Source organism: Paenibacillus sp. FSL R7-0189 (assembly GCF_037969925.1).
GTDB lineage: Bacteria > Bacillota > Bacilli > Paenibacillales > Paenibacillaceae > Paenibacillus_AQ > Paenibacillus_AQ odorifer.
In genome coordinates this window covers 2,247,395-2,271,048 of record NZ_CP150223.1, presented here as the reverse complement: position 1 = coordinate 2,271,048, position 23,654 = coordinate 2,247,395, and the positions used below count along the sequence as shown (strand labels likewise).

Here is a 23,654-nt window from a genome sequence, read left to right as displayed (position 1 = left end):
ATTAAAAAGGCATCATTTCGATGCGGAGCTTAACAGGAGGAAAGATTATGAGACAAAAAGAAAGAATTCCGCAGCTGGATATTTTTCGGGCGATTGCTATTTTTGCAGTGCTGGCTATTCATGCTACTTCACGAACGTTGGCGGAGACACTAGGTACAAACATGTTTCATCCGTTCTTATTTATTAATAAATTCAGCCAGTTCGCCGTACCTTCATTCATATTTTTGAGTGGGTTCGTGCTCTTCTATAACTATATTGACCGTCCGCTGGGTGGCAAAACGCTAGGAAAGTTCTACACTAGAAGGCTGCTTTATATTATTGTGCCTTATGTAGTATTTTCACTGCTGTATTTTGCGTTAAAAATGAATGCCGGGAATACTTGGGGCCTACCTCCGGGGGAGATGGCTTCTAAGTTATGGAAGTATTTATGGACAGGAACGGCATATACGCATCTGTATTATATTATTATCATTATTCAGTTTTACGTGTTATTTCCGCTCATTTTGTGGTGTTTGCAAAAGGTTCGTCATCTGGCGGCTTGGGCGCCACTGATCGGGTTATTACTACAGTGGGGTTTTGTGCTGCTGAATAAATACATGACCAATCACGGGTATTGGCAGTTATCCAAGGGGAGTCTGGCGATCACTTATTTCTCGTATTTCCTGCTGGGTGCTGGGATTGCAGTGTATTACTCTTCTTTGAAAAAATGGTTAGTGCCTTCACGTGAAGGCTGGCGCGCCGGTAAAGGTCCGGTTTGGATTACGTTGTGGTTGTTATGGATTGTAGCAGGGGTTGTTCATGTTGAGCTATGGTTTAATAATTACACGAAAAAAACTGTCATCAACAGCTTATGGTATGAGGGTTTCTCTAATCTACATGCGCTGCTCTCTTGTGTGGTGCTGTTGCAAATCTCCTTCTTGCTCTATGGAGCGGGTCGTAGCTTGCTGACAAGACTTTTGGTATCCGTAGGAGCATGCTCCTTCGGGATTTATTTATTGCACCCTATGCTGCTGTATTTCTATAGAAAATTACCGTTTCACGGGGGTTCTCTTGCGTACATCGCAGCGATTGTAGGAGGATGGCTTGTTGCGCTGCTGGTTTCATGGCTGGCAGTGGCTCTCGTCTTCCGGTATGTGCCTGCGTCTTGGATTATTTTCGGATCAGGCGCACAAAAGAAAGCAAAAACAGGCTCCATAAGCGCATAGTCTACTGCTAGGTAATATAAAAGCGCCGGTCTCCCGTATATGCGGGTTGACCGGCGCTTTTATTTTTTGTCTATTCTCCAGCTTGTTCCCGCTGAAACTCCGCAATAGCTTGATACTGGCATTCCAGACTACGGTAGACGGAAATATAAATCGGCAGCAGCTGCTTGTACACTTTGGTATGTTCATCAATCGGATCATGCTGGTAAGTTGAACCGATCATGTCGAATACAACATCTAAGGAGTCCACGCGGCCCGTTGCGTAAAGACCAAGCACTACTGCTCCGAGGCAGGAGCTTTCAATACTCTCCGGAATGATGACCTCTTGATCAAAAATATCAGACATCATCTGCCGCCAGACTGAGGAACGGGCGAAGCCGCCTGTAGCCAGAATTTTGCTAGGACGCCCGATTTGCTCTTCCATAGCCAGCAGAACCATATACATATTGAAGATTACGCCTTCTAGTACCGAGCGAATCATATGCTCCTTATGGTGATTCATAGAAAGGCCGAAGAAGGAGCCACGAGCATCAGGATTCCACAGCGGTGCCCGTTCACCAGTTAAGTAAGGATGGAATAGAAGACCACCGCTACCTGCCGGAACTTGTTCCGCGATGCGCGTTAGAACCTCGTAAGGGTCAATGCCAAGACGTTTGGCGGTTTCGACTTCAGAAGCAGCGAACTCATCCCGTACCCAGCGGAACAGCATACCACCGTTATTAACGGGCCCTCCGATCACCCAATGTTTTGGGGTTAAGTTATAACAGAAGGTCCGTCCTTTAGGGTCGGTAAGCGGGTGGTCCACTACGGTGCGAATCGCTCCGCTTGTTCCAATCGTTGCGGCCACTACACCGGGTTTAATCGCGCCTACGCCAAGGTTGGACAAGACGCCATCACTGGCTCCTACGACAAAAGGTGTCGTCGGGAGCAGTAGTAGCTCCTCTGCTAGACCGGGAAGCAGGCCTTGCATGATCTCTGTGGTGGGAACAAGCCGTGAGAGTTGATCTGGTGAAATATGGGCTATCTCCAAGGCCTCTTTATCCCACTCCAAAAGTTCAAGGTTGAGCATGCCTGTAGAAGAGGCAATGGAATGATCGATGATGTATTCGCCGAACAGCCGAGCGAATATGTATTCTTTTATAGAAATGAATTTATAGGTTTGTTGAAACAACTGAGGCTGCTCTTCCCGAAGCCACATTAGCTTGGTAATCGGTGACATAGGATGAATAGGCGTTCCTGTGCGCAAATACAACTCATGTCCGTTGAACTCGTTCTTCAGGCGAAGTGCAGATCCGGCACTACGGTTGTCAGCCCAAGTGATGCAGGCAGTAAGTGGTTTACCCAGCTGATCAATTGCAATGACACTGTGCATGGCTGAACTGAAGGAGACGAATAGGATCTTATCTGGAGTTACGGCGCTTTTCCGCATGACATTAGAGAGGGTATGAAAGACTGCACGTAGGATTTGCTCTGGGTCCTGCTCCGCTATAGAAGGGGAGGGTTGATGCAAGGGATAACCCATATTCGCTTGTGCAACTATGGCTCCATTCTCCTCGAAGAGAACTGCCTTTGTACTTGTAGTACCAATATCAACGCCAATCATATAGGATTTAGTCAAGCGTTAGCCCTTCTTTCTAGGTGAAAGTATATTTTTAGAACACCAATTACAAAATTATGAAGTACAATCGTATTAGCTCATTATAGTATTCGATAAGCGGGGAGGCAAAAATAAAGAAAATGCCAAACGCTCGACTAAGGGTTTGATTGACGAAAAAGCAGTGAGCATGATACGATATTGAAAATACTTTAATTTGCTACCACTTTACCATAGTAAAGTAAACATAAACAGTATCTAATGATAACTGACGAGGTGAACAATGAAGATGTCCAAACCAAAGGGATTTGAGAAGCCGTCTGGCGTTCGGGACTATCTGCCCCGGGCCGTAACGAAATTGCGCAAAATTGAGAACGATGTACTGCATTGCATGAGTCGCTGGGGATATCAGCAAATGATGACTCCAACGTTGGAATATTACGATACAGTTGGCGTGGCAAGCTCTACGTCGGACCAGAAGCTCTATAAATTACTTAACAATCGTGGTCAGGCTTTGGTGCTTCGATCAGAAATGACTGCCCCGGTTGCCCGTGTTGTTGCCTCTCTATTGAAGGATGAGCCACTGCCATTGCGTCTGTCATATCACGCGAATGTATTCCGTGCCATTGAGGAAGAAGCGGGGCGGGAAGCGGAGTTCTTCCAGACAGGTGTAGAGCTGGTAGGTGATGATTCACCTGAAGCCGATGCGGAGGTAGTTGCGCTTGCTATTTCTTCGCTGCAAGCCGCGGGTGTGAAGTCTTTTAAGATCGCTATGGGGCATGTAGGCTTTCTGAATGGGTTATTTCAAGAGGCACTTCCTGAACTGCCTGAGGCTCAAGAGGAGCTGAAAAGTCATTTGCTGGGCCGTGACTATGTTTCTTTCCGGGAGACTTTACAGCGGCTGGATCTTACAGAAGCGCAGAAGAACGAACTGGATGGGCTGCTGCGTCTGCGCGGAGGCAAGGAGATTTGTGGACAGGCGCTAGAGCTGAGCAATCATCCGCTCGCGCGTCATTCGATTGATCATTTGTGCAAGGTGTGGGAGGTGCTGGTCTCTTACGGCGTATCACAGCATGTACTGATTGATCTGACGATGATCGGGGACTTTTCCTATTATACAGGCATGACTTTTGAAGGTTATGCAGCGGAGTTAGGATTTCCGGTATGCAGTGGTGGTAGATATGACAATCTGCTGCAACAGTTTGGGCGTCCGATCCCATCCACAGGATTTTCCTTAAAAACGAATCGCATCCTGGATGGTGTAACTGGAGTGGTCGAAGAGCAAGAGCTGCCTATTTTGATCCAATATGATGCGATTCGCAGAAAAGAAGGCTTGGAAGAGGCAACACGCCTGCGGTCAGAGGGTCATGCAGTCGTTACTAGACTTGCTGCAGGTCCAGAAGAGCTTGAAACGGTGAAGCGTTTGGATACGGAAACGGTTGAAGCAGAGGGTGTACGGTACGGTGAGATCTATACATTCGTATCTTTTGTAAGTGAGCATGGCTGAGGATATCGCTAGTACAAAAAGCGATTAACATAAATTTTGCATGGAGATGGAAAAGGAGGCAACTTAACAATGGCACAGATATTGAAGGTGGCTATGCCAAAAGGCCGGATTTACGAAAAGGCTGCTGAGCTGTTCCGCCAGGCAGGTCTTCCGATTCCACCGGACGGTGAGGCATCACGCAAGCTTGTTATTCCGCTGCCTGAGGCAGGGATGGAGTTTATATTGGCGAAACCAGTAGATGTACCTACATATGTAGAATATGGCGTGGCGGATATTGGGATCGTGGGCAAGGATGTTTTGCTGGAGGAAGATCGTGATGTATACGAGCTACTTGATCTTGGCATTGCCCGCTGCCGGATGTCGATCATCGGATTGCCGAACTGGCAGCCGGGAATTCAGCAGCGTGTAGCGACGAAATATCCGAATGTAGCTTCAAGGTATTTTAGGGAGCAGGGGCAACAGGTCGAGGTAGTGAAGCTAAATGGATCCATCGAGCTTGCACCACTGATTGGTCTGGCCGATCGTATTGTGGATATGGTAGAGACCGGGCAAACGCTGCGGGACAACGGATTAATCGAAATGAAGAGTATATTCGAAATTACAAGCCGCCTGGTGGCAAATCGTGTGAGCTATCGGATGAAAAATGAAGAGATACAGCAACTGTGTGACCGACTACAGGCAGTTATAGGGCAGCCTAATTTGCGGTAGGCGGCAACAGATGTTAGGGGTAAAGGGAGGAACCAGCGATGAAGGTTGTGTCGAGCAAGGACTTTAAGCTAGAGCGGGAAGTGGAGTATGGTACGCCAGAGCAAAATCAGGCGGTAAAGGAAATTGTGGCCGCCATTAAAAAAGAAGGAGACACAGCGCTTCTTCGCTATACGGAGCAATTTGACCGGGTTGCACTTACGCCGAATCAACTGCGGGTAACGCCGGAAGAGCTTCAGGCAGCGTATGGCCGAGTAGAGCAATCTTTCGTATCTGCTATTCAAGCAGCTGCAGCCAATATCCGGGCGTTCCATGCCAGACAGAAACGGAATTCATGGATGGATTTGCAGCCGGATGGCACGATTCTGGGGCAGATTATTCGTCCGCTGAAGCGGGTAGGGGTATATGTACCTGGTGGCAAAGCAGCTTATCCCTCCTCGGTGCTGATGAACGTGATCCCAGCACAGATCGCGGGTGTGCCGGAGATCGTCATGGTGACTCCGCCATCCACCGGCGGCAAGGAAGGGATTGACCCTTATATCCTGGTTGCTGCCGCAGAAGCAGGTGTGAATGAAATCTACCGTGTGGGCGGAGCACAGGCGGTAGCTGCTTTGGCTTTTGGTACGGAGAGCATAGCGCCGGTAGATAAAATATGTGGGCCCGGCAACATATACGTTGCGCTGGCTAAACGCGAGGTATATGGCGCCGTGGATATCGACAGTATCGCGGGTCCAAGCGAAATTGTCGTGCTGGCAGATGAGACCGCTGAGCCGGCTTATGTCGCAGCGGATCTGCTTTCGCAGGCCGAGCATGACGAGATGGCCTCGGCGATTCTGGTCACGCCATCGCAGAGCCTGGCGGATAACGTGGCGGCCGAAGTGGAGCGTCAGCTGCAAGAGCTGCCGCGTCAGGCGATCGCCCGTTCTTCGGTAGAGAATTACGGCGCGATCATTGTTGTGGAATCTATGGAGGAAGGGATCTCCGTAGTGAATAGACTGGCACCAGAGCATCTGGAGATTGTTGTCGAAGATCCTATGGGCCTCGTAGGCAGCATTGAGAATGCTGGAGCCATCTTCCTGGGAGCGTATAGCTCCGAGCCCGTGGGTGATTATTTTGCCGGGCCAAATCATATTATCCCAACCAATGGGACCGCACGTTTCTCGTCACCAGTGGATGTGGATGATTTTATTAAAAAATCAAGTCTGATCTATTACAGTAAGGAAGCACTCTTGCGTGATGGGAAGACCATTATAGAGCTGGCACGTCGCGAAGGCTTAGAAGGCCACGCACGAGCCATTGAGATTCGAATCAAGAACGAAGGAAAAGGTGGAGACGGATATGGAGAACAATAATGAACAAGCCCTGCGCCAAGCTGGATTAAGCCGTAAAACAAATGAGACGGATATAAAGTTGTCTCTTAACGTAGATGGAAGTGGAGTTTCAGAGCTGGAGACGGATGTTCCTTTTCTGAATCATATGTTGGATCTGTTCACGAAGCACGGACAATTTGACCTGTCTGTACAGGCGCGTGGAGACATCGAGATTGATGACCACCACACGGTTGAAGACATTGGGATCTGCCTAGGGCAGGCACTGCACGAAGCACTGGGTGATAAAAAAGGAATCAAACGTTATGCGAGTGTTTTTGTACCGATGGATGAGGCGTTGGCGCAGGTTGTGATCGATATCAGCAATCGCCCGCACTTTGAATATCGTGCAACCTATCCTTCACAGCAGGTGGGCAGCTTTTCGACGGAGCTTGTTCAGGAGTTCCTGTGGAAGTTCGCGCTCGAAGCACGGATTACGTTACATGTTATCGTACACTACGGTTCTAACACACACCACATGATTGAGGCTGTATTCAAAGCGCTTGGACGGGCGCTGGATGAAGCAACTTTGATTGATCCCCGTGTGAAGGGTGTGCCTTCTACGAAGGGAGTGCTGTAGGATGACTGTTGCAATCGTCGATTATGGCATGGGCAACCTGCACAGTGTGAGTAAGGCGGTAGAACGTCTCGGTTATGAGTGTGTAGTGACGGGTGATGCCGAGCAAATTCTCGCTGCTGATAGTGTCATTCTGCCAGGTGTCGGTGCATTTGGCGATGCGATGGGGCATTTGCGGGAGAATGGTTTGGATCTTGTCGTCAAACAGGTAGCCGCTGGAGAGCAGCCTCTGCTTGGGATCTGTCTTGGCATGCAGCTGTTGTTTAGCACCGGTGAAGAGCATGGCAGCCATGAGGGGCTAGATATTCTCTCGGGTTCAGTGGTGCGGTTCGCTCCTAGAGATGGCTATAAGGTGCCGCATATGGGGTGGAACAAGCTCAGCTTTAGACAGCCGGAGAATCCGCTTTTTGTTGGCCTTGAGGAGGGGCATGTGTATTTTGTCCACTCTTATCACGCGCTTGTAGCAAAAGAGAGTGATCTGCTGGCTGTCACGGATTATGGTTACCCAGTCACGGCTATTGTCGGGCAAGATAATGTGTTCGGTATGCAGTTCCATCCGGAAAAAAGCGGAGAGCTGGGAATCAAGCTGTTGGGTAATTTTTTGAAATATAAGAAAGTATAAGTTTCACAATACACTTTATCCTTATATTTCTCGCTTAAACGCTTACCGTCCTTATAAGGACGACGAAGGCGTTTATACTTGAAGATTAAGAGAGAGCGGGCGTAAGCCACGCTATAAATATAATGTAACGAAAGTGGGGAGCGCCAAATGTCTTCTTTTATTGTATATCCGGCGATTGATATCCGGGATGGAAAATGCGTCAGGCTGCAGCAGGGGGATTACAATCAGGAAACGATATACAATGATAGTCCACTAAAGGTGGCAAAATCATGGGAAGAGCAAGGTGGAAAGTTCATTCATTTGGTGGACTTAGATGGTGCGAAAGCGGGTCATCCTGTGAACGATGCGATTATCGGTGCTATTGCTGCTAATGCTAACGTTCCTGTGCAGGTGGGTGGCGGTCTTCGCAATCTTGCGGACGTAGAGAAATTGCTCGGACTTGGCGTTAGCCGCGTTATTATCGGTACTGCTGCGATTAATGATCATGCTTTTACCGAAGAGGTATTGGCAAAATACGGCGATAAAGTCGCGATCGGCATTGATGCGCGCAACGGTTATGTTGCGACACACGGCTGGCTGAACACCTCTGAAGTACGTGCTGAAGCTCTTGCCAAGGAATTGGCGGCAAAAGGAGCCGAGACATTCATTTACACCGACATCTCCCGCGACGGGATGATGCAGGGACCGAACGTGGACGGTATCCTGTCCATGGCGCAGGCCAGCGGTAAAACTGTGATCGCGTCCGGCGGAGTCACCAGTCTTGATGATCTGTTGCGTCTGAACGTGCACAGCGGCAGCGGTGTAGGCGGAGCTATTGTTGGCAAGGCGTTATATACGGGCAATATTGATCTTTCTGGAGCTTTGCGAGCGCTTGGGCAGAAATAGCGTTGGGCGAGCGCGCTAATTGATGAGCGGATGAACAAAAAGACGACATGAGCTAGCCAAGGAATAGTGGATTAATGAAACAGACAGAACCAACAGTGGGTTAAAGAAATAGACTTAACAGTAACGTAGTGAACACAAATCACTAAATCACCAAACTAATTAATAAACGAGCGAATGAACAAAAAGACAATAGATGAACTAGTAAATGAGCAGTGGGTTAAAGAAATAGACGTAACAGTAAATGAGTAACTAATAATAATTAAATGAACGCACAGAGAAGCAAACTAGCAAAAGTTAAACGAACAAACCAGCAAACCAGCAAAAGGGCTTAATAACAAAGCAACAAACCAACAAAAGAGCTAAAACAAACCAGCTGGCCAAAAAAGCAACAAACCCAACTAGCTAATGTGTTTTCACTTTGCAAAAATCTCATCTCATTACGAATGGCGTAACGACTTGAGCGCTGTTTCAACGAGGGATCCGGTGAAATTTTAATACCTGTGAAAATGGAGGTTACCCGCTAGCTAAAACCCGCTGCACAATCTGCTACAATAGGCGTAATGAGGCGGCGGGAAGGGTATTTTTCCTCGGATGATGATTTAAGTGTACTTTATACAGCTATTTTTCACATTTAGAGCTGATTAGCTAATTTAGTTGTATTTCGTGCAGCTATAACTCAGAGATGAGTTGATTTATAAGCTCATCCCCAGATTTAGTTGTACGAAATGCAGTTAAAAGAGTAGCTTGCAAAAAGGCTGATAAAATAACTGCACGTTGTGCAACTAAATACTCGTGGGCTTGCAGGTGGCGCGAGCCCTTCCGACCATATAAGGGCCAAAACCGCGGAACATGAAGGTGTTATGGGTCAAGGAAGCGGCTACGAAGGGGTTAGCGATCATAGCACATGTTCAGCCGTGTGGGCTATGGTTCAGCCGGATGGGCTATGATCCGCCATGCCTTCAATCGAGGTTTCCAAAGGGCAAAGGCCCTTGGGCTCCCCCTGGGCTAAGAGGGCTTTAGGGGGACGGACACACTTTAGGTGCTTGAAAGGCTTTTTAAAGAAAGGGGGATTTCATAATGTTAGCAAAACGTATCATCCCCTGTCTTGACGTTAAGGATGGACGGGTAGTCAAAGGCGTTAACTTTGTGAATCTGCGTGATGCTGGAGATCCGGTAGAGCTAGCGGCGCTGTATGACCGTGAGGGCGCAGACGAGCTTGTGTTTCTCGATATATCGGCTTCCGTAGAAGGTAGAGCAACGATGATCGAGGTTGTGCGGCAGACCGCTGGTGAGATTGCCATTCCTTTTACAGTGGGTGGAGGGATCTCTACAACTGATGATATGAAAAGGATTCTTCGTGCAGGCGCAGACAAAATCGGCATTAATACGGCAGCCATCACTAATCCTCAGCTCATTCTGGAGGGTGCTCGCCGATTTGGCTCCCAGTGTATTGTAGTAGCGATAGATGCTAAATATAATGAGGCTTTTGGTGAATGGGAAGTGTACACTCATGGCGGGCGTAAGCCCACCGGCATCCGTGCTCTGGCTTGGGCTAAAGAAGCTGAGAAGCTGGGCGCAGGCGAGATTTTGCTCACTAGCATGGATGCAGATGGCACAAAAGACGGCTTCGACCTGAAGCTAACCTCGGCAGTATGCGATTTGCTCAGTATTCCTGTGATTGCTTCTGGCGGCACTGGGAAGAAGGAGCATTTTTACGATGTATTTACGGAAGGGAAAGCCGATGCGGGACTTGCGGCGACCATTTTTCACTATAAAGAGATTGCAATTAATGATTTAAAGGCAGATTTGAAGCAAAAAGGGGTAGAAATCCGATGAGCGAAACACAAAACAATACCACATTAAGCCAAAAAGAAGCTCTGGCAGGCATTCGCTGGAATGAAGCGGGTCTGGTGCCTGCCGTTGTTCAGGATGCTAGCAGTTTAGAGGTACTGATGGTTGCTTATATGAACTCCGAATCGTTACAGCTCTCACTGGAGAGTGGCCAGACTTGGTTTTGGAGCCGCTCGCGCAGCGAACTTTGGCATAAAGGCGGAACCTCAGGCAACACACAAGCTATTACCTCCATATCCTATGATTGTGATAGCGACACACTACTCGTGAAGGTTGTGCCTGAAGGACCAGCTTGCCATACTGGAGCTACGTCATGCTTTTTCCGTGAGATTCCTTTGAATAACCCAATAACAGATGCTTCGAAACCAGTGTCTAGTTTGACAGATGGTGAGCGTTTTGCTGTTCTTGGTGAGCTGGAGCGTGTGATTGCTGAGCGGGAAGTGGAACGCCCGGAAGGCGCGTATACCACTTATCTGTTTGATAAAGGCGTGGATAAGATCCTCAAAAAGGTAGGCGAGGAAGCTTCCGAGACCATAATTGCCGCCAAAAATAAAGATAACGCCGAGCTGCGTCTTGAGGTTAGTGATCTGATCTATCATCTGTTGGTATTGCTGCAAGAGCGCAAGCTTCCACTGGATGAGATTATGGAAGAGTTGAGTACCCGTCACGAACGCCCACGCCGGGATCAGTACTAAGGGAGGACTGAGTGATGCATATTGATTACCACACGCATCATGAACGCTGTGGCCATGCCGTGGGTAAGCTTGAGGAGTATGTACAGCGCGGGATAGAGCTTGGACTTCAGCAGCTGGGATTATCCGACCACTTGCCGCTCATCCACGTAGATCCCGCCAGCTATTATCCAGAAATGGCTATGCCAATGGCTGAGCTGCCTCGTTATGTGGAGGAATGTCTAACCTTAAAGGAGCGTTACCGTGGAGTCATAGATCTGCGGGTGGGGCTGGAAGCCGATTATATCGAAGGCTATGAAGAGCAAATTCGCGAGATTTTGTCGCCGTATCCATGGGATTATCTTATAGGTTCTGTACATTTTCTTGGGGAGTGGGATATTACGGATCACCGCCAGGTTCATGGTTGGGAAGGCAAAGATGCGCTAGAGGTATATCGTCTTTATTACGATGCGGTAAAGAAGTCGGCGTTATCGGGATTATATGATATTATAGGACATATGGATGTTATTAAACGGTTCGGTTATGGCCCACAAACACCGGAGGGCACGGCTGAGGTAAGGGCGCTGGAGCTAGAGACCTTAAAGGTTATAGCGGATAGCGGAATCGCCATGGAGCTGAATGCATCCGGACTTACGAAGCCTTGCGCTGAGATGTTCCCGGCCGAGCATCTGCTACAGGAGGCCCTAAAGCTCGGCATACCGCTGACATTAGGCTCCGATGCACATGATCCTGCCAAGCTGGGGGACGGGCTACAAGAGGCGCGTAGTATGCTTTGGCACACTGGTTTTCGTGAGCTGGCTGTATTTGAGGGACGCCGCCGTACCACTGTTCAGTTCAAACTATAATAATTTATAATCCGCAGGAGGGTATTATGCATCATCAACAATTACGTATTTTTTCCGGTTCGTCGAATCCAAAGTTAGCGGCTGATATTGCGGAGCGACTTGGTGTTGAATTGGGGCAGATAAAGCTGACCCGCTTCATGAGCGGCGAGATTTACGTGCATTACGAAGAAAGCATCCGGAACTGCGACGTATTTTTGGTGCAATCCCTTTCGCATCCCATTAATGAGATGTTCGTGGAGCTGCTGGTGATGATAGATGCTGCCAAACGGGCTTCAGCTCGTACAGTGAACATTATTGTGCCGTATTATGGGTACGCTCGGCAGGAGCGGAAGTCCGCACCTCGTGAGCCGATCTCGGCTAAGATGGTGGCTGATGTGCTGACGACCGCTGGAGCAACCCGCGTAATCACCATCGATTTGCACGCAGCGGCGATTCAAGGCTTTTTCAACATTCCGGTCGATCATCTGACTGCACTCGATTTGATCAGCAGCCATTTGAAAGCCAAGGCAATGTCTGATCTGGTCATTGTTTCCCCGGATGCAGGGCGTGCGTCTATGGCTGAGAAGCTGGCGAATAAGCTGGATTCACCTTTTGCCATTATGATCAAGAAGCGCCCAGCCCATAATGAATCGGTAATCACTCATGTCATTGGTGATGTCGAGGGACGGACACCTATCATTATTGAGGATCTGATCGATACTGGGACGACCATTGTGAATGTGGTAGAAGGCCTGAAGGAGAGAGGTGCGAAGGACAGTATTGTCTGCGCGACACACGGATTATTCTCAGGGCCCGCGCTACAGCGGCTTGACCATCCTTCTATTCAGGAAGTGGTTACGACAGATTCTATTGCACTGCCTGATGACCATTCAAGTCGGTTTACGGTATTATCTGTTGCACCGATGCTTGCCCAGGCTACGCACATCATCCTTGAGGGTGGTTCAATCGATAAGCTATTTAGAGACGCGGGAATTTAATTCCCCGTCTTTTTTATTTTTTGTCAAAAAAGATGTTGTAAGCAGAGTGGTAGAGTCTTTCTCAACTTGAGATTCTCGCTGTCACATGTGGTATACTGTGTGGAGATACCCGCGCCCAATAAGGGAACGGAATAGCGATTAAGGATGGAGCTCCGGCATACCCCATAGGGCGCCGCCCTCCTATTTTTCGTTAGTATAAGGAAGCTTCTTATAAGGGAGGTGCCTTGCTTCCATGATTGAGAGAACTTCAGAGTATGAACTGGGGAATGATAATGTGATTCCTGTAACTCTGAATGCCAATTTTTTCTTTGAAAGAGCCGTTCGGTCCTTGGATCGCTTTCAATATGATAAGGCATTAAAGAATTTTCGCAAAGCTGTAGAGTACGAGCCGGAGAATCCGGTCAATCATTGCAACGTGGCTGGCGTATTATCAGAAATGGGCAATTATGAAGCGTCCAACGACATTTTAACCCATGTACTGGAGAATATTGATCCGGCAATGACGGAATGTTATTTCTATATGGCTAACAACTTCGCCAATATGGAAAGCTATGAGGAGGCAGAACGCTCACTCGTCACTTATCTCGAAGAAGATGTGAACGGTGAATTTCTGGCCGAATCGGAAGAATTGATGGAGCTGCTGCAATATGAGCTGGACCGTCCTGCTCCACTTATCCGGATTAGAAGCCGGGAAGGTGTAATAGAGCATGAGCGAGCCCGAGCACTGTTGGAGGAGGGCAAGTTTACACAAGCCGTCACTTTGCTTGAAGAGATTGTGAGCAATACGCCTGACTTCCTGGCGGCACATAACAACCTAGCCCTAGCGTATTTTTACATGGGTCGTTTTACCAAAGCTAAGGAATGTATTATGCGGGTGCTGGAGCTGGATTCCGGGAATTTGCATGCACTCTGTAACTTAGCGATCTTCCTTCAGTATGAAGGTGACCGCGGGCAACTGGATGGATTGTTACGCCTTCTGGAGACCACCATTCCGTTTCATCAGGAGCATCTGTTCAAAATGGCCACCACCATGGGGATTCTGGGACGCCATAGAACCGCCTATGGCCATTTTAGACGTCTGTTGAAGGATGAAGAGGTCGGTGGCGACGCCAGTCTCTATCATTACTGTGCGGCAGCTGCCAGCAATAGTGGCCTGTATACAGAAGCCCAGCGCTGCTGGCAGAAGGCGGTTAAGCTCGATCCGGAATCGGCTGTGCCGAGATTTTTTCTTGCTCAGCTGCAGCAGGCGCAGGGGGAAGGTAAAACGCTGTCGCTGGTCAGCTACAACTATCAGCTTCCTTTTCAGGAGCAGCTGAAGCTGTGGAAGGACAACAAGGGCAGCTTCACCGAAGAGGTACGGAACAATCCGCTGCTTCGCTCTTCCTTCTTCTGGGCGCTCCGCTACGGGGATGCCAATACGAAGCTTCAGGTTACAGAAGCTCTTCGGTGGATCGAAGATGAAGAGATGTCCGAAATTCTGCAAGGACTTCTAAAGCAGCAGCCCTTGCAGGAAGAAAAGCTGCAAGAAGCGGCACTTCTTAGTCTGCAGCGGCTGATTGGAAGTGTTCCTGAAGAGAATGTGCTTCAGGAAGTCAAAGAAACCTCTTCCCCGCGTCTGAAGGGACTGCCGGAATGGAGAGAGGATTGGCAGAAAGTTATCGACCAGACCCTTAGTATGATGGATCGAAGATATGATGCAATCCACAAAAAAGATGCTGAATTACTGTGGAAGCAATTTCTGAGCAGCCTTTATCCGGATGTTCCGTTTATCCGTCATGCGAATGGCTGGTGTGCTGCCTTAGAATATCTAATCGCTAAAACGCATAACCTGCCGGTCACCTACCGTGAAGTAGCCCAGCGTTACAATGTTTCCGTTTCTATGGTCAGTCGTTATGCTCGGCGCATAGATGAGGAATGTAGTTTCGAGGGAAGTGTGAGCGACAGCCTTCCGCCATTTACCGAGAATATCTAAATCGATCATGTAGTATTTCGTAGAAACGGAGCCCTTTTTATATGTCTTGCGTAACGCTAATGTTCCTTATAGGGGCACCGAAGGCGGCTATGCTTGCCAAAAAAGGGCCCGTTTCTTCTAAATAAACCCTATTGTGAGGAGGCCACTGTTATGTACAAAACGATTGTAATCGGAACAGGCCCAGCCGGGCTTACTGCTGCAATTTATTTGGCACGTGCCAACCTAAACCCACTTGTGATTGAAGGTATGCAACCGGGTGGACAACTGACAACGACAACAGAAGTCGAGAACTTCCCAGGCTTTCCTGAAGGAATTCTAGGCCCGGATTTAATGGACAACATGCGCAAGCAGGCTGAACGTTTTGGGGCTGAATTTAAGAATGGTTGGGTGGATTCAGTTGATTTTTCACAGCGTCCATTTAAAGTGACTGTAGATGGATTGGGAGTATTAGAGGCGGAGTCAGTGATCATCTCAACCGGTGCATCTGCCAGATATTTAGGAATCCCCGGGGAGCAGGAGAATGTGGGCCGTGGGGTCAGCACTTGTGCTACTTGTGACGGATTCTTTTTCCGTGGCAAAAAGATTATTGTCGTCGGTGGTGGAGATTCAGCGATGGAGGAAGCCAGCTTTTTAACCCGATTCGCTTCTAATGTAACATTGGTTCACCGTCGTGATGAGCTTAGAGCTTCGAAGATTATGCAGGCTCGCGCACGGGATAACAGTAAGGTATCGTGGGCTCTTAACCGTACACCGCTTGAGGTTACAACCGACGAGTCTGGCGTTAAGGGGCTGACGGTTCGCAACAATGAGACGGGAATTGATGAACTCATCGAAGCGGACGGAGTGTTTGTCGCGATCGGGCACACGCCGAACACCGGATTTTTAGGGGGGCAAATTACGACCGATACCAACGGCTACATTGTGGTCAACCCTGGAACGACAGAAACGAACATCCCGGGCGTATTCGCTTGTGGCGACGTGCAGGATACCCGTTATCGTCAGGCAATTTCTGCAGCGGGATCCGGCTGTATGGCAGCAATGGATGCTGAGAAGTACCTAGAGGGTACGATGGTGCATGACTGGAGCGAAACACTGGATAGTTAATTTTGCGAGAAATCTTAGTCCGATGACATATAAGCAGGTAATCCTTTTTCTAAAGGGTTGCCTGCTTTTTTCAATATTGGCAGGGCCGTGTCCAGATATTAAATATGTTGTTTATTTATTACCGCTCGGAAGTTAAAATAACTGTAACAATGTCTTTATAAAAAGACTTGCGCATTTTAAAAATACGTTTACAATGAAGATATAATGTTAACGTGAACAATTTACACAAACCCTATTATAAGCAATAATTTTAAGTTTAAAATATTTATTAAGAAATCGACCGATTGAATAAATGTTCACGTTAAACTTTGTGTAACTCCCATTCGAACTTAAAGGAGAGCAGCAAACCTCATGAGTAAAAAATTCATGGATGAGAACTTCCTATTGTCGAGCGAGACCGCAATTAAGCTGTTTCATCATCATGCGAAAGACATGCCCATTATCGATTATCATTGCCACCTCAGCCCAAAAGAAATTTATGAGAACAAAACGTTCAACAATATCACCGAAGCTTGGCTGTATGGCGACCATTATAAATGGAGAGTGATGCGCGCTAACGGTATAGAAGAGAAATTCATTACTGGCGATGCCAGTGATTATGATAAATTTTTAGCCTGGGCTAGAACGGTTCCGATGATTATCGGGAATCCGCTATACCATTGGACGCATCTGGAGCTGCAACGTTTCTTCGGTGTATATGAGTTGCTGAATGAAGCTAACGCACCAAAAATTTGGGATGAAGTGAATAGACAGTTACAGGGTGAAGGATACGGAGCAAGAGATTTGATCATTAAATCGAAGGTGACTACGGTTTGTACTACCGATGATCCTGTAGATAATCTGGAATATCATGAGAAAATCAGTAATCTGAGTGGGTTCAATGCTAGCGTTGTGCCGGGATTCAGACCAGACAAAGCGCTTGAAATCAACCGTCCTACCTTCCAGCCTTGGGTAGCTCAGCTAAGCGAAGTTTCGGGAATGGCTGTTAAGAATTACGGACAGTTTCTTGCAGCATTGGAGAGCAGAGTGAGATTCTTCCACGCCAGAGCCGGCCGTGTATCTGACCATGCTTTGGATGCGGTAATGTTTGAGCCTACTACCTTGGAGGAAGCTACAGCTATATTCGCTAAAGCACTTTATGAAGGCACTGTAAGTGAGAGTGAAGAAAAGAAATATAAAGGATTCACGCTAGTATTCCTCGGCAAATTGTATAACGAGCTGGATTGGGCGATGCAATTCCATATTCATGCGCTACGGAATAACAACAGCGTAATGTTCGGACGTCTCGGACCTGACACGGGTTATGATTCTATCAATGACGGCGTGATTGCTAAGCCTTTGGCGGGTCTGCTCGATGCGCTGGATCGTGAGAATGCGTTGCCTAAGACCATTTTGTACTCATTGAACCCTAATGATAATCATGTTATTGCCAGTCTAATGGGTAGCTTCCAGGGCGGCGGTATTCCAGGGAAGATTCAATTCGGAACCGCATGGTGGTACAACGATAATAAAGACGGCATGCTGGAACAGATGAAGACACTTGCTAATCTAGGCGTACTTAGCCAATTTGTTGGGATGTTAACAGACTCCAGAAGCTTTTTATCGTATACCAGACATGAGTACTTTAGAAGAATCTTGTGTGATCTAGTAGGCTCTTGGGTAGAAGCTGGAGAAGCCCCGGATGATATGGAGTTACTGGGCAGTATGATTGAGAACATCTGTTACAATAACGCTGATCATTATTTTAATTTCTCGAAACAGGCATTGGTGACTAGGTAATCGTTATGATATCCTTACATGGAAGAGCCAAACCCGTTTAATAAGGAAGGTTGACCCATGGCACCTACAATCAAGGATATCGCCAAGTTGGCGAATGTATCGCATACAACTGTATCGAGAGCACTTAACAATAGTCCACTAATTAAAGAGGTCACACGTAAAAAAATTGCCGAGATCGCTGCGCAAGTGGGTTACGTCCCTAATTACAATGCCAAAAGCCTTGTGATGCAGCGATCCTATACCATTGGTCTGTTCTTCACGAGTATTGCCAACGGCACAACTTCTGGTTTCTTCTCTGATACGATTCGTGGTGTAAATAGGGTCATAGATGTAGAGTACAATCTGTTCATCCGTGGGATCGACGATTATGCGGATTACTCCTCTATTCATCGCAAACGTTTTGATGGAATTATTCTAATGAGCCAGAGTGAAGCAGATAATAAATTCATTTACCATGTTGTCCAGCAAGGCATTCCAATCGTTGTGCTGAACCGGGAAATTGATGACCGTTCCATTATCAACATCATCTCGAACGACCGGGAAGGTGCTTATAATGCAGGCAAATACCTGATCGAAAACGGGCATCAAGACATTGCAATTATTGAAGGTGTCGAGGGCTTTAAATCCACACAGGAACGCAGAGATGGCTTTATAAAAGCTTTGATTGACCATAATATCCCTGTTCGTAATGACTACATGATAAGCGGTAGTTATGATATGCAAAGTGGATATGAGGCGATGGGCAAGCTGCTGGATCTCGAGAAGCCACCGACTGCTGTATTTTGCTCCAATGATGATATGGCGATCGGGGCTATGAAAGGCGTGTTTGAGCGAGGGCTGCAGGTGCCAAATGATATCTCTGTTGTTGGTTTTGACGACATTGGGTTTTCACTTTTTGCCAATCCTTCACTCACCACGGTCAAACGTCCTATTGAGAAGATTAGTGAGCAAGGCGCTCGCCAGCTGTTAAGCTTGGTCAAGGAACCCTCAGAAAAAGACGGGCGGATCTCGATCGAGACAGAGCTTATTGCCAGAGAATCAGTCAGGAAGTTGCAGAAGTAGAGGCTGCGCATAGCAGCCTGATCCTTTACCTTCGTAAAAGGTTGCTATCTAAAATTTTCACGTGTGCATATATTTAATTGATTAGTAATATAAATATGATTTTATATAGTTTATTTAACAAGTTTATCGTGTGCATTTACTATTAGGAGGCGTTAATATGAAAAGATTAAATAGTGATAATTGGACAGCTTACAAGCAGTATCCTGAGAAGGTTCTACAATTTGGCGAAGGCAATTTCATGCGCGCCTTTGTAGATTGGCAGATTCATACCATGAATCAAAAAACGGATTTCAATGGTGGAGTGGTTGTTGTACAGCCATTGGCTAACGGACTGGCAGAAATGCTGAATGATCAGGATGGGCTGTATACCCTTTATCTGCAAGGCATTAAAGACGGAGCGGCTGTAAAAGAACACGAGGTAATTAATTGTATTACGCGGACGCTTAATCCCTATTCACAGCATGAGGAGTATATGAAGCTGGCTGAGAACCCTGAGCTGCGCTTTATCGTGTCTAATACTACTGAAGCGGGAATTGCTTTTGAAGCTGGCGACAAGTTAACCGATACGCCGCAGAGTAGTTTCCCAGGCAAGCTGACGGCCTTATTGTACAAACGTTATCAAACTTTTAATGGGGAGGCTTCTAAAGGTTTTATCATCATTCCATGCGAGCTGATTGACCGGAATGGTGATGAGCTCAAAAAGGTTATTTTGAAATATGCTGAGCTGTGGAATCTTGGAGAAGGTTTTGTGAACTGGTTGAATGAAGCTAATACCTTCTGCTGCAGTCTGGTGGACCGCATTGTTCCCGGTTATCCAAGAGACAGCATTGCCGAGATTACAGAAGAGCTGGGTTATGAGGATAAGCTGGTCGTTGTCGGCGAGCAATTCCATCTTTGGGTGATTGAAGGGCCACAGTGGATTAAAAAGGAGTTCCCGGCTGAACTAGCAGGTCTTAATGTGCTGGTGGTGGATGACATGGCCCCTTATCGCACTCGTAAAGTGAGAATTTTAAACGGAGCTCATACAGCTATGACACCAGTAGCGTATTTGTACGGTATTGATACGGTTGCTGAAGCCATTGAGCACGAAGAGGTTGGGGCGTACGTGAAGTCCTTAATCTATGATGAGATTATTCCAACGCTGGATCTGCCGGCAGAGGAATTGAATTCTTTTGCAGACGCGGTATTAGAAAGATTCCTGAACCCTTATGTGCAGCATTACTTGATGAGCATTTCCCTTAATTCTATATCGAAGTTTAAGACAAGAGATCTGCCTTCTTTACTGCAATATGTAGAGGCCAAAGGACAATTGCCTGAAAAGCTTGTCTTCTCATTGAGCGCATTAATTGCCTTCTATAGAGGACGCAGAGGGGAAGAAAACATTCAACTGGCTGATGATGCGGATATTTTGGAATGGTTCGCCTCCTTATGGGGAGGATGGGATGGCACAGACACCGGGCTGCGCGCACTGGCCGTCGAAGTACTTGCCGCAACCAATCGCTGGGGCTGTGATCTGAATAAAGTGGCTGGACTTACTGACAAGGTGACAGAAGGACTGATTGCGATTGAGAAAAATGGCATGAAGCAAGCCTTAAAAGCGTTCGTGAAGAGACCGGCACACAACTAATACCCTGGAGGTGACAATGATATGATCAAGACGATGAAAGAAGTATTGCAGATTAATGAGGCTGATAATGTCGCTGTTGCACTAAAAGACTATAAAGCAGGCGACACCATTGTGATTGGTTCAAAAGAGATTAAAATTACTGAAGATATCGCTAGAGGCCATAAAATTGCACTGTCCAGCATTAACGAAGGTGAAAACGTATTGAAATATGGTTACCCCATTGGTCATGCTATAGCGTCTATCGCGCCGGGGCAGTGGGTGCATACCCATAACACTAAGACAAACCTAACAGGGGTAGAGGAATATACCTTTGAGCAGAAGCTGACGCCGAATCCTTTTGCAGCGGAGAATTTGACCTTTAAGGGGTATCGCCGCTTTGATGGATCTGTAGGTATCCGCAATGAGCTGTGGATCGTCCCTACTGTTGGTTGTGTGAATGGAGTGGCGGAGCAGATCATCAATATTTTCAAAGCAGAGGTTGGAGATATCGCACCTTTCGATAACGTGCTCGTGCTTAAGCATAACTACGGTTGCTCCCAGCTGGGCGATGATCATGACAATACACGTACGATTCTGGCTAACGCGGTTAAACACCCGAATGCGGGCGGCGTGCTTGTGCTCGGATTGGGCTGTGAGAATAACAATTTGCATATTTTTAAAGACATGCTGGGCAGCTATGATGAGGATCGTGTGCGTTTCCTTGTCTCCCAGGAGGTTGGGAATGAGATTGAAGAAGGCGTGAAGCTGCTGAAGGAAATCTACAATAATGTACAAGGTGATCAACGGGAAGAGGTATCACTCTCCGAGCTGAAGATCGGTCTGAAATGTGGAGGCTCCGACGGGTTATCCGGTATTACTGCGAATCCGCTCCTTGGACGTCTGTCTGATTATATGGCTGCTCAAGGCGGGACCACTGTACTGACAGAAGTGCCTGAAATGTTTGGTGCCGAAAAAATTCTAATGGAACGTGCTGCGGACGAAAATATTTTCAACAAAATTGTCGATCTCATTAATGACTTTAAGCAGTATTTTATGGACTATAAACAGCCGGTATATGAAAATCCTTCTCCAGGGAATAAAGCCGGAGGAATTACTACGCTTGAGGATAAATCATTGGGTTGTACTCAAAAATCCGGGAACGCTACAGTTATGGATGTCCTCAAGTACGGGGAGCTTATCACTAATAAAGGCTTAAATCTCCTTAACGCACCTGGCAATGATCTTGTGGCTTCCTCTGCACTGGCTGCTGCTGGCTGCCAATTGGTGATCTTTACGACCGGGCGGGGAACACCATTTGGTACATTCGTGCCTACGATGAAAGTATCTACCAATACCCCATTGTATGAAGGCAAACGTCATTGGATCGATTTTAATGCAGGTGTGTTGGTGGAAGATGGTTCTCCAGATGAGGTCCTGCGCAGCTTCATAAACTATATTATTGCGGTGGCCAGCGGTGAATGGGTTAATAATGAAAAGAATAATTTCCGTGAGATCTCCATATTCAAAACAGGAGTAACGCTATAATAAATCATTAATTAATGACAAATCAGGCTGTCTCTTATGCTTTTTAAGCGTAGGGGACAGTTTTTTTAGGTTCACAGCATACATAATCCGTCTTAAAAAGAACGATAATTGCTTTCTTTTGAATTAGTGATTGCAATCACAATGGTCCTGTACGGCCTGTGCTAATCTTTTATTGAGAATAGTTCTCACATAAAGGAGAAGAGTCAGATGGAAAAAGTGCTGAGTTTGGATGAATCTATATTCGAGATGGTATCACGGCATCCGGAGGTCATCGAGATTATGGTAGAGCTGGGCTTTAAGGATATTGCCAAGCCTGGCATGCTGCAGACTGCTGGCCGTTTCATGACCTTATCCAAAGGAATTAAGCTGAAAAAAATGGATCTCGAGCACGTGAAGCAAACTTTTGAACGTCATGGTTTCGAGATTATTTAATAAAGGAGTGTTAATATGAGCGAACTGATTAACAACCGTGAAGTTGATGTGCCGGAACAGACTCGTCGCCAGGCTATGCTTAAGGAGATTATTAAAGAGCTGCATGCAGGGAAAAGTGTAGAAGAGGTTAAGGCGCGATTCGCCGAAGCTGTGGGTGATGTTACCGTAGCGGAGATTTCCGCGATGGAGCATTCATTAATGACCGAAGAAGGAATTCCGGTATCCGAGGTCCAACGTCTTTGTTCGGTGCATACAGCCATTTTTAAAGGCTCTATTGAGCAAATTCACCGCTCGTCCCAGCCCGAGGAGCAGCCAGGCCATCCAGTACACACCTTCAAATTGGAGAATCGTGAGATCGAAAAACTTGTTAACTTCCGCATGGATCTGCACGCAACAAAGTTTCAAAAGAATGATAGTGAGGAACTGATCTTCAAATTGTTGGAGGATCTTAGCTTGCTGCTGGATCTTGATAAACACTATAGCCGAAAAGAAAATCTGCTGTTCCCATACCTCGAAAAATACGGCATTTATGGCCCAACCAAGGTAATGTGGGGAGTGGATGATAATATCCGCCGTATGATTAAAGAGGCAAAAGCTGCGCTCAGCACTTATAGCGGAAACGCAGCAGAAATAGGCATTCAGCTTGAGGAGATCATCAAGGAAGTTAATGAAATGATCTTTAAGGAAGAAAATATTCTATTGCCCATGGCCCTGGACAAACTGACGGAAGATGAATGGGTCAAAATCGCCCGGGAGAGTGATGAGATCGGGTTCTGCCTAACCGCACCGGAGCAGGAGTGGATCCCTGAGCGGGCCGCTGAGCCGGACGGCGCAGTGCTGGAAGAAACAGAAGGAGCTACGCCGCAAGGCGGGTTCATCCGTTTTGAGACAGGGTTGTTGTCACTGCATCAGCTGGAGACCGTACTCAACCATCTTCCTGTAGATCTAACCTTCATTGATGAGAATGATGTTGTCCGATATTTTTCACACGGGAAGGAACGTATCTTTGCCCGAACTAAAGCGGTTATCGGCCGTACAGTACAGAACTGTCATCCCCCGCAAAGTGTTCATGTGGTAGAGAAGCTTTTGGAAGACTTTAAGGCAGGCCGTAAGGATGCTGAAGACTTCTGGATCAATATCAAGGATAAGTTTATCTACATCCGTTACTTCGCTGTACGAGACGAGTCAGGCCAATATATGGGCACGCTAGAGTTCACACAGAATATCGCTCCAATCCGAGCATTAGAGGGCCAAAAGCGCATTTTATCAGAATAAATCGGTGCGTTGGGTTATTTTCCAGATAATAATATAGGTACAAGACTCTCTTACT

20 protein-coding genes are annotated in these 23,654 nt (G+C 47.1%); 19 read left to right on the top strand and 1 reads right to left on the bottom strand.

The genetic code is table 11. The annotated features are described in order from the left end of the window. The first annotated feature begins 47 nt into the window (after window positions 1–47). Window positions 48–1,205: an acyltransferase gene (locus MKY63_RS09685; RefSeq protein ID WP_076126832.1), complete on the top strand. Its 1,158-nt coding sequence runs from the start codon at window positions 48–50 to the stop codon at window positions 1,203–1,205. Between the two features lie 70 nt (window positions 1,206–1,275). Here the strand turns inward: MKY63_RS09685 and gntK are convergent, their stop codons facing one another. Then, entirely contained in the window at window positions 1,276–2,805 is a 1,530-nt protein-coding gene (gene gntK, locus MKY63_RS09680) for a gluconokinase (protein WP_339813486.1), read from the bottom strand. Between the two features lie 280 nt (window positions 2,806–3,085). Here gntK and MKY63_RS09675 point away from each other — a divergent pair, with 280 nt between their 5' ends. The 18 genes from MKY63_RS09675 to MKY63_RS09590 all read left to right on the top strand — a co-directional run bounded on the left by MKY63_RS09675 (window position 3,086) and on the right by MKY63_RS09590 (window position 23,599). Continuing rightward, window positions 3,086–4,303: an ATP phosphoribosyltransferase regulatory subunit gene (locus MKY63_RS09675; protein WP_339812643.1), complete on the top strand. Its 1,218-nt coding sequence runs from the start codon at window positions 3,086–3,088 to the stop codon at window positions 4,301–4,303. 69 nt (window positions 4,304–4,372) lie between these two features. After that, window positions 4,373–5,011, top strand: a complete 639-nt coding sequence (hisG, locus tag MKY63_RS09670) for an ATP phosphoribosyltransferase (RefSeq protein WP_036687062.1) — start codon at window positions 4,373–4,375, stop codon at window positions 5,009–5,011. Between the two features lie 38 nt (window positions 5,012–5,049). After that, the gene (gene hisD, locus MKY63_RS09665; RefSeq protein WP_076219569.1) at window positions 5,050–6,360 is read left to right on the top strand and encodes a histidinol dehydrogenase; all 1,311 of its coding nucleotides are present in this window, start codon (window positions 5,050–5,052) and stop codon (window positions 6,358–6,360) included. Beyond that, entirely contained in the window at window positions 6,347–6,955 is a 609-nt protein-coding gene (gene hisB, locus MKY63_RS09660) for an imidazoleglycerol-phosphate dehydratase HisB (protein WP_036687073.1), read from the top strand. Before hisD ends, hisB begins: the two co-directional genes overlap by 14 nt. 1 nt (window position 6,956) lies before the next feature. After that, window positions 6,957–7,574 (top strand): imidazole glycerol phosphate synthase subunit HisH, encoded by a 618-nt coding sequence (hisH, locus tag MKY63_RS09655; RefSeq protein ID WP_038568103.1) that lies wholly within the window; start codon window positions 6,957–6,959, stop codon window positions 7,572–7,574. Window positions 7,575–7,721: 147 nt separating this feature from the next. Continuing rightward, window positions 7,722–8,459 (top strand): 1-(5-phosphoribosyl)-5-[(5-phosphoribosylamino)methylideneamino]imidazole-4-carboxamide isomerase, encoded by a 738-nt coding sequence (gene hisA / locus MKY63_RS09650; protein WP_076126839.1) that lies wholly within the window; start codon window positions 7,722–7,724, stop codon window positions 8,457–8,459. Window positions 8,460–9,536: 1,077 nt separating this feature from the next. Then, the gene (hisF, locus tag MKY63_RS09645) at window positions 9,537–10,295 is read left to right on the top strand and encodes an imidazole glycerol phosphate synthase subunit HisF (protein WP_339812639.1); all 759 of its coding nucleotides are present in this window, start codon (window positions 9,537–9,539) and stop codon (window positions 10,293–10,295) included. Beyond that, window positions 10,292–11,005, top strand: coding sequence for a bifunctional phosphoribosyl-AMP cyclohydrolase/phosphoribosyl-ATP diphosphatase HisIE (hisIE, locus tag MKY63_RS09640; RefSeq protein WP_076126841.1), 714 nt, complete (start codon window positions 10,292–10,294; stop codon window positions 11,003–11,005). The genes hisF and hisIE overlap by 4 nt, the downstream gene beginning before the upstream one ends. 14 nt (window positions 11,006–11,019) lie before the next feature. Continuing rightward, window positions 11,020–11,847, top strand: a complete 828-nt coding sequence (gene hisJ / locus MKY63_RS09635; RefSeq protein WP_076282606.1) for a histidinol-phosphatase HisJ — start codon at window positions 11,020–11,022, stop codon at window positions 11,845–11,847. Window positions 11,848–11,873: 26 nt separating this feature from the next. Next, a complete protein-coding gene (locus MKY63_RS09630; protein WP_036687083.1) occupies window positions 11,874–12,824 on the top strand; it encodes a ribose-phosphate pyrophosphokinase in 951 nt (316 codons plus the stop codon). 232 nt (window positions 12,825–13,056) lie between these two features. Then, window positions 13,057–14,796, top strand: coding sequence for a tetratricopeptide repeat protein (locus MKY63_RS09625; RefSeq protein WP_339245649.1), 1,740 nt, complete (start codon window positions 13,057–13,059; stop codon window positions 14,794–14,796). Between the two features lie 150 nt (window positions 14,797–14,946). Continuing rightward, window positions 14,947–15,900: a thioredoxin-disulfide reductase gene (trxB, locus tag MKY63_RS09620; RefSeq protein WP_036687084.1), complete on the top strand. Its 954-nt coding sequence runs from the start codon at window positions 14,947–14,949 to the stop codon at window positions 15,898–15,900. A gap of 351 nt (window positions 15,901–16,251) precedes the next feature. Continuing rightward, window positions 16,252–17,679, top strand: coding sequence for a glucuronate isomerase (gene uxaC, locus MKY63_RS09615; protein WP_076192647.1), 1,428 nt, complete (start codon window positions 16,252–16,254; stop codon window positions 17,677–17,679). Window positions 17,680–17,736: 57 nt separating this feature from the next. After that, window positions 17,737–18,741: a LacI family DNA-binding transcriptional regulator gene (locus MKY63_RS09610; protein ID WP_076105201.1), complete on the top strand. Its 1,005-nt coding sequence runs from the start codon at window positions 17,737–17,739 to the stop codon at window positions 18,739–18,741. 157 nt (window positions 18,742–18,898) lie between these two features. Continuing rightward, window positions 18,899–20,368, top strand: coding sequence for a tagaturonate reductase (locus MKY63_RS09605; RefSeq protein ID WP_339812629.1), 1,470 nt, complete (start codon window positions 18,899–18,901; stop codon window positions 20,366–20,368). A 33-nt stretch (window positions 20,369–20,401) separates the two neighbouring features. Beyond that, the gene (locus MKY63_RS09600; RefSeq protein ID WP_076186887.1) at window positions 20,402–21,892 is read left to right on the top strand and encodes an altronate dehydratase family protein; all 1,491 of its coding nucleotides are present in this window, start codon (window positions 20,402–20,404) and stop codon (window positions 21,890–21,892) included. A 207-nt stretch (window positions 21,893–22,099) separates the two neighbouring features. Beyond that, window positions 22,100–22,324: a DUF1858 domain-containing protein gene (locus MKY63_RS09595; RefSeq protein ID WP_076280344.1), complete on the top strand. Its 225-nt coding sequence runs from the start codon at window positions 22,100–22,102 to the stop codon at window positions 22,322–22,324. 15 nt (window positions 22,325–22,339) lie between these two features. Then, a complete protein-coding gene (locus MKY63_RS09590) occupies window positions 22,340–23,599 on the top strand; it encodes a DUF438 domain-containing protein (RefSeq protein ID WP_076126854.1) in 1,260 nt (419 codons plus the stop codon). Window positions 23,600–23,654 lie beyond the last annotated feature (55 nt).